At 68.1% G+C, this 12813-nt stretch carries 10 protein-coding genes; 4 read left to right on the top strand and 6 right to left on the bottom strand.

The genetic code is table 11. From position 1 onward, the window contains the following. The first annotated feature begins 49 nt into the window (after window positions 1-49). The 4 genes from ACIBAF_RS35725 (at window position 50) to ACIBAF_RS35710 (ending at window position 3953) form a co-directional block, all read left to right on the top strand. On the top strand, window positions 50-1678 hold the full coding sequence (locus tag ACIBAF_RS35725; RefSeq protein ID WP_399468510.1) for an AMP-binding protein: 1629 nt from the start codon (window positions 50-52) through the stop codon (window positions 1676-1678). Further along, on the top strand, window positions 1675-2160 hold the full coding sequence (locus ACIBAF_RS35720) for a MaoC family dehydratase (protein WP_399468508.1): 486 nt from the start codon (window positions 1675-1677) through the stop codon (window positions 2158-2160). Before ACIBAF_RS35725 ends, ACIBAF_RS35720 begins: the two co-directional genes overlap by 4 nt. Then, entirely contained in the window at window positions 2138-2905 is a 768-nt protein-coding gene (locus ACIBAF_RS35715) for an enoyl-CoA hydratase-related protein (protein ID WP_399468506.1), read from the top strand. Before ACIBAF_RS35720 ends, ACIBAF_RS35715 begins: the two co-directional genes overlap by 23 nt. A 76-nt stretch (window positions 2906-2981) precedes the next feature. Then, window positions 2982-3953, top strand: a complete 972-nt coding sequence (locus ACIBAF_RS35710; RefSeq protein ID WP_399468504.1) for an alpha/beta hydrolase — start codon at window positions 2982-2984, stop codon at window positions 3951-3953. A 595-nt stretch (window positions 3954-4548) separates the two neighbouring features. Here the strand turns inward: ACIBAF_RS35710 and ACIBAF_RS35705 are convergent. From ACIBAF_RS35705 to ACIBAF_RS35680, 6 genes are all read right to left on the bottom strand, one after another. Next, window positions 4549-5952 carry an NAD(P)(+) transhydrogenase (Re/Si-specific) subunit beta gene (locus tag ACIBAF_RS35705; RefSeq protein ID WP_399468501.1) on the bottom strand — a complete coding sequence of 468 codons (1404 nt, stop codon included), beginning with the start codon at window positions 5950-5952 and terminating at the stop codon, window positions 4549-4551. After that, complete coding sequence (locus ACIBAF_RS35700; protein WP_399468499.1) at window positions 5945-6259, bottom strand: NAD(P) transhydrogenase subunit alpha; 315 nt, start codon at window positions 6257-6259, stop codon at window positions 5945-5947. The genes ACIBAF_RS35705 and ACIBAF_RS35700 overlap by 8 nt, the downstream gene beginning before the upstream one ends. 2 nt (window positions 6260-6261) lie before the next feature. Further along, window positions 6262-7431 carry an NAD(P) transhydrogenase subunit alpha gene (locus ACIBAF_RS35695; RefSeq protein WP_399468497.1) on the bottom strand — a complete coding sequence of 390 codons (1170 nt, stop codon included), beginning with the start codon at window positions 7429-7431 and terminating at the stop codon, window positions 6262-6264. A gap of 208 nt (window positions 7432-7639) precedes the next feature. Then, window positions 7640-8806, bottom strand: coding sequence for a thiolase family protein (locus ACIBAF_RS35690; protein ID WP_399468495.1), 1167 nt, complete (start codon window positions 8804-8806; stop codon window positions 7640-7642). 374 nt (window positions 8807-9180) lie between these two features. Further along, window positions 9181-11502, bottom strand: a complete 2322-nt coding sequence (locus tag ACIBAF_RS35685; protein WP_399468493.1) for an AMP-binding protein — start codon at window positions 11500-11502, stop codon at window positions 9181-9183. Beyond that, window positions 11499-12716, bottom strand: a complete 1218-nt coding sequence (locus tag ACIBAF_RS35680) for an acyl-CoA dehydrogenase family protein (protein ID WP_399468491.1) — start codon at window positions 12714-12716, stop codon at window positions 11499-11501. Before ACIBAF_RS35680 ends, ACIBAF_RS35685 begins: the two co-directional genes overlap by 4 nt. Between the last annotated feature and the right edge of the window lie 97 nt (window positions 12717-12813).

Raw genomic sequence — 12813 nt, 5'->3', positions numbered from 1 at the left:
TTACCTATCGGTTAGTAAGCAACTTCTCAGCAAGGGCGAGTGAGGTGCAATGAACCAGACGGTCATTGGTGACCTTCCCCGAATCAACGCTGGTCGCCTGCCCGGCGGCCTCGCGGTCGTCGACGGTGAGCGCCGGGTGAGCTGGAGTGAGCTCGACGAGCGCGTGAATCGGTTGTGCCATGTTCTTGTCGATCGACTCCAGCTGTCCGTGCAGGACCGGGTCGCGCTACTGGCGGCCAACTGCCTGGAATCGGTGGAGCTGTCCTTCGCGACCTCGCGGGCCCGGCTTGTCTATACCGGCCTGAACGTGCGCCACCACGTGGACGACATGACCCGGCAGATGCTCGACAGCGGTGCACAGGTGTTGTTCGCGACCCCGGCGTTCGCCGCGCAGGCCCGCGAGCTGGCCCGTCGCACGGGCGCGGAGCTGGCCTGGATCGGTGCCCCGGACGGTGACCGGTCCGGCGACGATGTCGGCGAGCCGCCCGCCGACGCCTCCGTCGTGACCTATGAGCAGATGCTCGCCGAAGCCTCCGCCGAGCCGGTACCCGCACACGGTGACGCCGACCTGCCGTACACGTTGGTCTACACCTCCGGTACGACCGGGGCGCCGCGTGGCGCTCTGGTGGCGAGCCGGGACCAGCTCGCCGGGGCGGTCACGTTGCTTGTCACGACCGAAACACAGGTCGATGACGTGTTCATGCTGGTTCTGCCGCGCTTCCACAAGGCGGGCGAGTTCTCCCTGGCGCACGCCGCCTACGCCGCAAGGCCGCTGGTGCTTGCCGAGCCGTCACCCGAGGCGATCTGCCGCGCGATCGAGACGGAGCGGGTCACCTGCTTCGTGCTCGTTCCCACGATCATGCGGATGCTCGTGAGCCACATGAGTGCCCCTGACGCTCCGCACTACGACCTGTCCTCGCTCCGGCACATCTGCTACGGCTCGAGTCCGATCCCCGTCGAACACCTCAAGGAGTTCGCCCAGCTGTTCCGGTGCGACCTGTCGCAGATCGGCGGCTCCACCGAGGGCGGAGCATGTTTGTCGCTGACTCGGCGCGACCATCAGCGAGGCTTCACCGATCCCGCTGCGGAACACATCCTCTCCTCCTGCGGGAGAGTGCAGCCCGGGGTGGAGATGCGCATCGTGGACGAAAACGACACCGATGTCGCCGAGGGCGAGGTGGGCGAGCTGGTCTATCGAGGAGACATGCTCATCAGCGGCTACCACAACCAGCCCGAGGCCACTGAGCGCCTGTGGCAGGGCGGCTGGCTGCACAGCGGCGATCTCGGCTACCGCGACCCCGATGGATACGTCTACTACGTCGAGCGGCTCGGCGGACGCATCAAGAGCGGCGGGGAAACGGTGCTGGCCAGGGAGGTGGAGGAAGCCCTGTTGACGCATGCCGCGGTGGCGGTCGCCTCGGTGGTGGGGGTACCGGATCCGGTCTGGGGCGAGGCGGTGTGCGCTGTGGTCCAGCTGCACGCGCGACCCGCCGAGCCCGAGGACGTCGAGCAGGTGCTACGCGACCACGTGCGCTCCCGACTCGGTAGCTACAAGAGTCCGAAACACGTGGTCGTGCTGCCGTCGTTGCCGACGACGGCGCTGGGCAAGATCGCCCGCGGCGAGGTGAAGCAGGCTGCGATCAGCGTGCTCAACGAGAAGGAGGAGGCGAGCCTGTGACCGTACGAATCGGCGTAAAGCGTCTGGTCGACAGCTATTTCGACGACCTGGGCGTCGGCGACCAGGAGATCACCCGCGCGCGCACCGTGACCGAGACCGATGTCGTGAACTGGTGCGCGCTCACCGGTGACTGGTTCGTCATGCACTCCGACAAGGAGTTCGCCGAGCGGTCGGTGTTCGGGCAGCGTCTCGTCCCGGGGCTGATGCTGGTCGCGTTCTGCGGCGGACTGGGGGTGCCGCCGGACGCCGAGGCGATCATGGCGAACTACGGGTCCGACCGGATTCGCTACCCCCGCCCCACCTTCATCGGTGACACGGTGCACTGCGAGATCGAGGTCGCGGAGCTCACCCCACGTGACGACCGCACCGGCCTCGTCGCCTTCGACTGGCGGATGCTCAACCAGAAGGACGAGCTCGTCATGGTCTGCCAGCTCAAGGTCGTCTCGTGGAGGAACGCCGATGTCCGTCGCGTACCAGCATGAACCCGACGGGGCGGCCGAGATCGTCCTCAGCCGTCCCGAGCGGTTGAACGCACTACGCACGGAAGACATGCTCCGGGTCGAGGAGTTGCTCCACCGGGCCATGTCCGAGCAGGCCCGCGCGGTGCTGCTCCGGGCCGAGGGCACGTCGTTCAGCGTGGGCAGGGACCTCAGGTCGTTCGAGCCCGACGAGGACATCGAGGCGAGTCTGCGCGAGTTCAACCGGGTCGTGAAGCACCTGCACGACGCGCCGGTGCCGACCGTCGCGGCCGTCCAGGGGCACTGCCTGGGAGCCGGAGCCGGACTCGCCCTCGCCTGTGATCTGGTCCTCGCGGCGGACTCCGCCAGTTTCGGCTCTCCCTTCGGCAAACTGGGCGCGGTCGCCGACTGTGGATTCCACTGGCACCTCACCACGCGCCTCGGTCCCCAGGTCGCCAAGGAGTTGCTGCTGACCGGACGCATGCTCAGCGGACGCGAGGCGGCGACGGTCGGACTGGTTGCTCGGTCGGTGAACGACGCCGACCTGCAAACGGCGGCACGGGAACTGGCCGGGCAGCTGGCGCACGGCCCCACGCGAGCGTTCGGCGACTCGCTCGCGATCGTCGAACGCGTCGCCGAGGGGGCGACGTTCGAGGCCGCGCTCGATCTCGAAGCGACCGCCCAGGGCAGGGCCGCTCGCAGTGCCGACGGGGCCGAGGGAACCGCGGCCTTCCTCGCCAAACGAGCACCCGTCTTCACCGGGCGTTGAACCGCACGCCGCACCGCCCACGACGCTGCACCGGATCGGCGGCTGGCTGCCGATCCTCACGAGAGGAACACAGCCCATGCGCAAGGACATCAGCTTCGTCACCGAGGACGGCACCGAACTGTGTGGCTTCCTGCACGTGCCTGACGGCGCCCAGATCGACGCCCTGGCGGACAGCCGGCGCCCGGGAATCGTGATGGCCCACGGGTTCTCCGGGGTCAAGGAACAGATTGATCATTATGCTGCCTACTTCGCCGAAGGCGGATTCGACGTCCTGGTGTACGATCACCGCGGGTTCGGCACCTCCAGTGGAACACCACGTCTGGAAGTCGATCCGGCGGTGCAACTCGCGGACTGGCGCGACGCCATCTCCCGCTTCCTGGCTCTGCGGCCACTCGCCCCCACAGGGGTGGGAGTGTGGGGGTCGAGTTTCGCCGGCGGACTGGCGATGGTGCTCGCCGCGACCGACCCTCGGGTGCGCTGCGTCGTCGCCCAGATGCCCAACGTCTCCGGAGCGCGCAACTCCGTAGGGCTGTTCGACGATGTGCGGCTGGCGGAGCTGCGCCGGCGGTTCGACGCCGACCGGACCGCCCGCCTCGCGGGCAAGGAACCCGAGCTGATCCAGGTGTTCACCACGTCTGACGACGAGTTGTGTGCACTGCCACCGCGCGTCAGCCCGCGCTACATCGAATCGGGCTACGAGTGGTATCCCACCTGGAAGAACGAAGTCACGCTGCGTTCGGTCGAACACATGATCACGTTCGAGCCGGCGGGCTGGGTGCCGCACATCGGCCCAAAGCCCTTGTTGATGATCGTCGCGGCCGAGGACCGCTGCACCTTCCCTGAGATTCAGTTCGACGCGTTCAACACCGCGCGCGAACCGAAGAGGCTCGTGGTCCACCAGGGTGGCCATTTCGACACGTACACCGAGCACTTCGAGGAAACGAGCGTGCCGGCGCGGGAGTGGTTCCTCCAGCACCTCGACGCGGCCGCGGCCGCCCGCGGTGCAGGCCGTCCGGGGAGCCACAGCGGCAGCAGCGCGTCCACATGAGTGCGGGTGCGGACACACACCTTCGCTCCGCTTCTGTGCATCGCGCGGCATCGACCACACACCGGTCCGCTGCCAGGAGCCCGGAAGTCCGGCTCCTGGTCGGTGGTCAGCAGAAGGCCGCAGCCCCACTTCATTCCGCTCGGACCGTTCCACGAACTCGCCACTAGCGGGTCTGCCGTCGGGATGTGCGCCGGGAAGACGAGATCACCGATCTGATTGCTGAACATCTCATCCACGGTGTCCTTTCGGAGCACGGCCGAGCCGTCCAGGGAACCGCCGGCGAGCAGGGCCCGCTGCAGGCGCAGGAAGTCGTTCGGAGTGCTGTACAACCCGTGCCCGCCCGAGTGTCAGGCCGCGTGTTCGGTTATCGGTCTGCTACCTCGCGAGCGAGCGGCGTGCGATCTTGGCGAGCGAGGCTGCTCCACTGCGGACGCGAAGGGCATGGGTTCCTCCAAGATGACGCCGTCCGGGCAAGTGGTTGGAGTCTGTTTATGAAACCCTGCAAGTAGATTGACTGAATTCGGAGGAAGATGGTCGCCTCTCACACGACGCAGTGACGTCTCGTTGCGCCGGCACGCGGCGGTGAAGCGGTCCTTCAGAGCCTCTGGCTCCGGGAGGCTTCCTCGAGTTCGCGGACAAGGCCGGTCGCGACGTCCTTGGCGTCACCGAAGAGCATGAGCGTCTTCTCCAGGTAGTAGAGCTCGTTGTCGACGCCGGCGAAGCCCGCGTTCATGCCCCGCTTGACGACCATGACCGTCCGGGCGGCCGCCACGTCCAGGACCGGCATGCCGTAGATGGGGCTGTCCGCCTGGGTGCGTGCAGCAGGGTTGGTGACGTCATTGGCCCCCACGACCAGCGCGACATCGGCTTGTGCGAAGTCGCTGTTGATCTCGTCCATGTCGAGGATGCGGTCGTACGGTACGTCGGCTTCGGCCAGCAGCACGTTCATGTGTCCTGGCATGCGGCCCGCGACCGGGTGGATGGCGTAGCGGACACGGGCGCCGCTGCGCTCCAGGATCTCGCCGACCTCCCTGATGCGGTGCTGGGCCTGGGAGACCGCGAGGCCGTAACCGGGCACGACGATGACGTCCCGCGCCGCCTCGAGCAGCATCGCGGCCTCGTCCAGAGACGCGCTGCGGACCGGTCGTTCCTCGGCCGCGCCCGCGCCCTTCGCGGCGGCGGAGTCGACGTGCCCGAAGGCGCCGAAGAGCACATTGCGGAACGACCGATTCATGGCGCGGCTCATGATGATCGAGAGCATGAATCCGGAGGTTCCGTCGAGAGAGCCGGCGACGATCAGCGCCTTGTTGTCCAGGACGAAGCCCATGGCGGCACCGGACAGTCCCGCGTAGGAGTTGAGCAGCGAGATGACGGTCGGCATGTCGGCGCCGCCGATGGGCACGACGAGGAGGATCCCGAACAGCGCCGCCAGGGTGATCAGCACGGGGAAGAGCGCCTTCGTCGACGGGGAGACCACCAGCCAGACGGCCGCGATGGCAGCCGCTGTGAACAGCAACAGGTTGACGACCTGCTGACCGCTGAAGACGGTGGGTCGCCCGGGCAGGATCCCCTTGAGCTTGCCGAAGGCCATGAGGCTCCCGGTGAAGGTGATGAAGCCGAGGAGGACTTCGAACATCAGCGCTGCGGCGATGAAGACGCCGAGGGACTCGGTGCGCTCGTAGTACTCGGCGGTGCCGACCAGGCCGGCGGCCAGGGCCCCGAACGCGTGGGAGAGAGCGATGCGTTCGGGCATGGCCGTCATCGGCATGTACTTGGCCATGGCGCCGCCGATGAGGGAGCCGACGACAACGGCGACGAGGATCCACCGGTAGTCGACGAGGTCCTTCTGCAGGAGCGTGCCGACGACCGCCGCCGCCATGCCGAGAGCGGCAGCGAGCAGGCCACGACGGGCCGTTCGGGGATGGGTGATGCCCCGCAGCCCCACGATGAACAGGGCACCGGCGGCGAGGTAGAGCAGAGGGATGGCATCGTCACGCATCAGGGCTTCGCCTTTCGCTCTGGCCGCCGCTGGGACGGAACATGCGCAGCATCCGGTTGGTGATCATGAAGCCGCCGATGACGTTGATGCTGGAGGCGGCCACGGCGACGGCGCCGAGCGTGGTCGTGAGGGGACCACGGTCGGAGCCGGCGAGCAGCAGGCTGCCCACCAGAGAGATACCGGCGATGGCATTGGTGAGGGACATCAGCGGGGTGTGCAGGAGTGCCGGCACCCGGCGGATGACTTCCAGGCCGACGACGGATCCGAGCAGTAGGACGTACAGTCCTGCTTCGATGCTGGCTGACATGGTTACAGTCCTTCCGCAGGGGCCAGGAGCAGCTCGCGCACCCGCGGGTGGACGACCTCGCCGTCCCGGCTGAGGAGGGTGTCCTGGATGATCGGGTCGTCGGCGTCCAGCCGCAGGCGGCCGTCGGCGACGAGGTGGCGGGTGAAGTTGGCGATGTTGCGGGCGTAGAGGCGGCTGGCGTCTGCTGCCGCGCCCGCGGGGAGATTCGTCGGTGCGATCACGGCCACCCCGGCCACGTCGATGGTCTGGTCGGGGACGGACAGTGCGCAGTTACCGCCCTGGGCGGCTGCGGCGTCGACGACGACGGAGCCGGGACGCATCTCCCGGACCATGTCTTCGGTGACAAGGAGCGGCGCGGGTCTTCCCGGCACCTGGGCTGTGGCGATCACGATGTCGCTGGCGGCCACCGCGGTAGTGATCAGGTCCCGTTGGCGGGCCTGGACCTCCTCCTTCTGCGCCTGGGCGTAGCCCCCGGCCGCTTCGGTGGAGGAGATGTCGAGCGGTACGTCGACGAAGATGCCCCCAACGCTTTCCACTTGCTCTTTCGCCGCTGCCCGGATGTCGTAGGCATGGACGATGGCGCCAAGCCGGCGGGCCGTCGCGATCGCTTGCAGCCCGGCCACGCCGGCCCCCAGGACCAGGACTCGCGCCGGAGGAATGGTTCCGGCGGCCGTCGTCATCATGGGCAGCAGCTTGTTGAGCCGGGCGGCCGCGATCAGTACGGCGCGATATCCGGCGACCGACGACTGCGAGGAGAGCACGTCCATGGCCTGCGCCCGGGTGATGCGCGGCAGCAGGTCCAGAGAGAACGCGCTCACGCCGCGATCGGCGAGACGGCGGACACCGTGGGGATGACTGAGCGGGTTGGCGAGGCCGATGACGGCCGTACCGGGGCGCAACAGGGACAGGTCGGAGGTATCGGAGCTCCCTACCGCTCCGCCGGATCCGGACAGGTGTACTTGCAGTACGACATCGGCTGCGAAGGCTGCGGATCTGGTAGCCGGGCGGGCGCCGGCCGCACCGTACTCGCTGTCGGGGTGGCCGGCCCGTTCACCGGCACTGTGTTCGACCACGACCTCGTGGCCTTGGTCGGCGAAGGCGCGTACTTCGTTGGGGGTGAGAGCCACGCGGGTCTCTCCCCCCGCGACTTCCCGGGGAACGCCGATGCGCATGTGCGTCGTCCTTTCACGGTGCTGCCAACGCTGCCGTCCGCAGGGCCGGCGCAGGGGTGTGGAGGGTTCAGGGGAAGGACGTCATGCCTTGACGAGGCGGTGTCATGAGACGGCGCGCCTGCCCGTCGAGGTACAGGGCTGTCGACATCCGTGGGGGAGGGGCCGGCCGCCTGCACCGGGTGATCCCCGGGCACTTGGTGACGCCGTATCAGATGCGCTCGATGATCGTGGCGTTGGCCAGGCCGCCCGCCTCGCACATGACCTGCAGTCCGTACCGGCCTTCACGCTGCTCCAGCACGTTCAGGAGCGAGGTCGTCAGACGGGCGCCAGAGCTGCCCATGGGATGGCCGATGGCGATGGCCCCGCCGTGCATGTTCACCTTCGACAGGTCGGCGCCGGTGTCCTTCTGCCAGGCCAGGACCACCGACGAGAAGGCCTCGTTGACTTCGAAGGCGTCGATGTCCTCGATGCTCAGCCCGGCGCGGGCCAGAACCTTCTTCGTCGCCGGGATGATCCCGGTGAGCATGAGGATCGGGTCGTCGCCGACGACGGCGAAGGAGTGGACCCGGGCGCGCGGCCTGAGGCCGAGCCGGGCGGCCGCCTCCTCGCTGGTGACCAGGAGGGCGGCTGCGCCGTCGTTGACGGGAGAGCTGTTGCCCGCGGTGACCTGCCAGTCCAGCTGCGGGAACCGCTGCTCCCAGTGCTCGTTCCGAAACGCCGGCCGCAGGGCGGACAGAGACTCGACGGTGGACCTGGGCCGGATCGTCTCGTCCGTGCGCAGGTTGTTGACGTAACTGACCTGGCTGTCGAACCGGCCGTCCTTCCAAGCCGTCGCGGCGCGCTGATGCGATTCGGCGGCGAACTCGTCGAGCTGCAGGCGCGAAAGCCCCCAGCGGTGGGCGATGAGCTCGGCGCTGATCCCCTGCGGCACCAGACCGCCGTCGTAGCGCGCGTGCACCTGGGGACCGGCGAAGTCCTTTCCGGCGAACTGGGAGCCGATCGGGACCCGGCTCATCGACTCCACGCCGGAGGCGATCACGACGTCGTACGCCCCCGCGATGACGCCCTGGGCCGCGAAGTGAAGGGCCTGTTGGCTGCTGCCGCACTGGCGGTCCACCGTCACACCGGGCACCGACTCCGGGAACCCGGCGGCCAGCAGAGCCCAGCGGGCGGTGTTGCCCGACTGCTCCCCTATCTGGCCGACGGCGCCGCTGATGACATCGTCCACCAGCGCCGGGTCGACGCCGGTTCGGTCCATCAATGCCCGCAGCACATGGGCGTGAAGGCCGACCGGATGTATCTCGGAGTACGCGCCGCCCGGCTTGCCCTTCGCAAGGGGGGTACGGACGGCGTCGACGATGACGGCGATGGTCATGACGGCTCCCTTTTGACGATGGTGCCGTCAACTTAGAGGAGAGGGTACAGAAAGCCAACCTGCTGAGTTGTGAACTGCAACTCGCTAAACTCGTGATATCTGAGGTATGTCCTTTGCACGGCCTCAGGCCCCGCTCACCGGCGCTGACGGGGCACCCTCGCCTCCCTGCGACCTGATCCGAACGACAGGCGACCCGGCGCTTCGTGGGCAGTTGAAGGTTCCCTCTCAGCCGAACTCGATCGGTCCCGGACGGACCCAGGGTCCCGGACGGACCCAGACCCGTCGGCTCGCGGCACGGGCTATGGACGGGACGATGGCCAGTGCTCAGCGCGTTCTGGCTTCGCGGAGTGTCCGCGGGAGCGGCCGGTTGGTTCTCACGCGCGTTTCGTCATCGCGCTGATCCTGGCGACGGTGTCGGGGTCGTGCAGCAGTTCGGCGAAGGCGGTGCTTTCCACGGCGAGGCGTTCGCGGGTGGTCAGGTTGTCGGTGTCGCGCAGCAGCGCGCGTGTGGCGCGGAGCGCGGCGGGTGGTGAGCTCAGCAATGCCGCCGTCTGGTCGGCGACTCGCTTGTGGAGGGAGTCGCGGTCGGGGAGTACTTCGTTGACGAGACCGAGTTGGGCCGCGTCGGGTGCCGGTAGCGGTCGGCCGGTCAGCAGGAGTTCCGCGGCTCGCTGAGGGCCGAGGACGCGGGGCAGCAGCAGGCTGCTGGCGAATTCGGGGACGAGACCGATCTTGACGAACGGGAACTGCAGGTAACTGCTGTGGGTGGAGTAGACCAGGTCACAGTGCAGGAGGAGGGTCGCGCCGATGCCGACGGCGGGTCCGTCGACTGCCGCGATCAGCACGGTGGTGCACGCCAGGACGGTCTCCTGGAAGCGGAGCACGGCATCCAGCAGGATGTTGTCCGGTGTGGACTGGAAGTCGTGCAGGTCGTTGCCGGCGCTGAAGCTCCCTCCTGATCCGGTGAGCACGATGACCTGGACGTCGGCGTCGGCGTCGGCCTCGGCGATGGCGTCCGCGAGCGCTGCGTACATGGCCAGTGTGAGCGCGTTGCGTTTGGCGGGACGGTCGATGCTGATGGTGGCCACTGCGCCGGTGCGGTTGACGGAGATCTCGGGCGTCGGCTGTTCGCGTGTCCTGAGCACTTTGCGGAGAATTTTCCCTGCCGGGGATTTGGGGATCGCGTCGATGAACTCGAGAGCGCGGATCTTCTTGTAGGGCGCGACGAGGGCGGCGACGAACTCGAGGACCTCGGCGGCGTCGAGGTCGGGGTGGGTGTCGCGGCGGACGACGAACGCCTTGGGTATCTCGTTCCCATCGGAGGTGTGGACGCCGATGACGGCGGCGTCGGCGATGCCCTCGTGAGTGAGCAGCACGGCTTCCAGTTCGGCGGGCGAGACCTGGTAGCCCTTGTACTTGATGAGCTCCTTGAGCCGGCCGACGACGTGGAACGCACCGTCGGGGTCGACGGTCACCAGGTCGCCGGTGTGAAGGAAGCCCTCGTCGTCGAGGGCGGCGGCGGTGGCGTGCGGGTCGTTCAGGTAGCCGCGCATGATGTTGGGGCCGCGTACCCACAACTCACCGCTTGCCCCGGCTGGTGCGTCCTCGCCGGTGGCCGGGTTGACGACGCGGGCTTGCACGTTGGGCATCACCACACCGATCGAACCGCGGTGGATCTCGGGTCGGTCGGGCGGAATGCCGTGGGTGCAGGGACTGGATTCGGTCAGCCCGTAGCCCTGGACGACGGTGGTGTTCAGCCGTTTGCCGAGCAGGGTGGCGAGCTCTGCATCCAGTGATGCGGCGCCGGACATCACGATTTCAAGGCTGCTCAGGTCGTACTCATCGACCAGGGGACTCTTCGCGAGCGCGATGGCGATGGGCGGGGCGATGTACGCGTGGTCGATCCGGTGCTCGGCGATCGTGCGGAGGAACGTGTCGAGGTCGAACCTCGGCAGCGTGACGAGGGTCGCGTGGTGGTGCAGAGCCGCGTTCATGAGCGCGGTGAGGCCGTAGATGTGGAACAGGGGCAGCACCGCCAGTATCCGCGAACCGGGGTGCTGGCGGTGCAGGGGGTGAAGCTGAAGGACGTTCGCGACCAGGTTTCGATGGGTGAGCATCACTCCCTTGGGCAGGCCCGTGGTGCCCGAGGAATACGGCAGCGCGGCGAGGTCGGTGCCGGAGACCGTCACCGACGGCGGAGTCGGGTCGCCCGCGAGGAAGTCGGCGAAGGCGGTGGCGTGTTCGGCACCGGGGTCGCCGAGAACGACGATCTCGCCGATGCTCACGCCGTCCTGTCGAGACGCGGCGCTGACGCGGCTCAGCGCGGCCGGTGTGGTGAACACGATCCGAGTCCTGGAGTCGCGGAACTGGTCGGCGAGCTCTCGGGCCGTGTACAGGGGGTTGACCGGGGACAGCGCCGCGCCGGCTCGCAGCACACCGTGGAAGACGGCGGGGTAATCCGCACAGTTCGGGGCGACGAGTGCGGCCACGTCGCCGCGGCCGAGTCCGCGCCTCGCGAGCGCGGCGGCGCCACGGTCGACGGTCTGTTCGAGTTCGCGGTAGGTGTACTGGTGTCCGGTGGCGCCGTCGATGACCGCCGGCTGCTCGGCAACCTCGGGCGGGAGCCGATCGAAGAGGAACTCGGGGAGCGAGACGTCGGGAATCGCGATGTCCGGGTATTCGCTACGGAAGATCATCGGGGCTCCTTGGGCAGGCCGAGCAGCAGTTCTCCCACGATGCCGCGCTGGATCTGCGATGAGCCGGCGTAGATGGTCCCTGCGCGGGCGTTGAGGTAGACGCTGGTCCAGGAGGCGGAGGAGTTGGGCGCGCCGGGGTCGTCGGTGTGGTACCAGTTCGGGGACGGCCGACCGCTGGGGGTGAGCGCGTCGGGGCCGATCACGTCCAGGGCCAGTTCGGTGACTACCTTGTGGTACTCGCTCCACAGCAGTTTGAACGTGGCCGCGGCCGGCCCGGGCTCTTCGCCTTTGATCAGTTTTTCGGCGGTCCGGAGTCCATGGCAGCGTTGTTGCTCGACTTGCACATGGCACCACGCCACGCGGCGGCGGATGTCGGGATCCGAGGCCAGACCTCGCTCGTGGACGAGGTCGATGAGCCGGTTCAGTTCGTGGCGCGAACGGACCGGCGTGTGCAGCGCGTTCTCGCCGCGTTCGAAGCCGAGCAGGGTCATCGCGACCGGCCAGCCGCGGTCCACCTCGCCGACGACGAGGTCGCGCTCCGTAACGGCGCCGTCGAAGAACACCTCGTTGAAGTCGGTGCCGCCGGTGATGTTGCGGATCGGGCGAATGTCGATGCCCGGCTGGTCAAGTGGTACGAGCAACATCGTGATGCCCTTGTGGGGTGGCGCGTCGCGGTTGGTGCGGGCGAGCACGAACATCCAGTTCGCCATATGCGCGCCGGAGGACCACAGCTTCTGTCCGGTCAGCACCCAGCGGTCGCCGTCGGCCTCTGCGCGCAGCGCGAGCGACGCGAGGTCGGATCCGGCGCCGGGTTCGGAGAATCCCTGGGCGAACACGTACTCGCCGGAGACGATCCGGGGGAGGAACCGGTGCAGCAGCTCGGGCTTGGACCAGCGCAGCATGGTGTTGCCCAGCATGCTGATGCCGAACATGTCATTGTCGGTGCCGGCCGGGATCCCGGCCGCGGCCAGCTCCTCCAGGAGCACGATCAGCTCCGCCGCGCTCAGGCCGGCCCCGCCGTACTCCACCGGCCAGGCCGGGGCGACCCAGCCGCGTTCGGCCAGAGCCGCGCGTACGGCGCCGCGGAATTTCTCGCGGGCGGTGTCGTCGAGGCCGCCGATCCCACGCCACCCTTCGGGTACCAGTTCGGCGATGAACTCGCGGACCGAGTCGCGGAAGCGCTCGGTCCGAGCGTCGGCAGGTACTGGCGCCACGACCCCTCCAACCGTCACAACACTGTGTCGAGATGGATAGTTGCGTAAGAGGACTTAGCTAGTCAATGCTTAGTTGTGAGGCCCGTTCAAGGTCTTT

Origin of the sequence: Streptomyces sp. NPDC051677 (genome assembly GCF_044453465.1) — a bacterium.
In the GTDB taxonomy this organism is placed as follows: Bacteria; Actinomycetota; Actinomycetes; order Streptomycetales; family Streptomycetaceae; genus Streptomyces.
This window is presented reverse-complemented; position numbering and strand designations above follow the sequence as displayed.

What these genes read in the sequence shown, in the direction of transcription:
- ACIBAF_RS35725 (WP_399468510.1), top strand. Translation starts at nt 50, where the DNA reads ATGAACCAGACGGTCATTGGTGACCTTCCCCGAATCAACGCTGGTCGC.
- ACIBAF_RS35715 (WP_399468506.1), top strand. Translation starts at nt 2,138, where the DNA reads ATGTCCGTCGCGTACCAGCATGAACCCGACGGGGCGGCCGAGATCGTC.
- ACIBAF_RS35710 (WP_399468504.1), top strand. Translation starts at nt 2,982, where the DNA reads ATGCGCAAGGACATCAGCTTCGTCACCGAGGACGGCACCGAACTGTGT.
- ACIBAF_RS35705 (WP_399468501.1), bottom strand. Translation starts at nt 5,952, where the DNA reads ATGCGTGACGATGCCATCCCTCTGCTCTACCTCGCCGCCGGTGCCCTG.
- ACIBAF_RS35700 (WP_399468499.1), bottom strand. Translation starts at nt 6,259, where the DNA reads ATGTCAGCCAGCATCGAAGCAGGACTGTACGTCCTACTGCTCGGATCC.
- ACIBAF_RS35695 (WP_399468497.1), bottom strand. Translation starts at nt 7,431, where the DNA reads ATGCGCATCGGCGTTCCCCGGGAAGTCGCGGGGGGAGAGACCCGCGTG.
- ACIBAF_RS35690 (WP_399468495.1), bottom strand. Translation starts at nt 8,806, where the DNA reads ATGACCATCGCCGTCATCGTCGACGCCGTCCGTACCCCCCTTGCGAAG.
- ACIBAF_RS35685 (WP_399468493.1), bottom strand. Translation starts at nt 11,502, where the DNA reads ATGATCTTCCGTAGCGAATACCCGGACATCGCGATTCCCGACGTCTCG.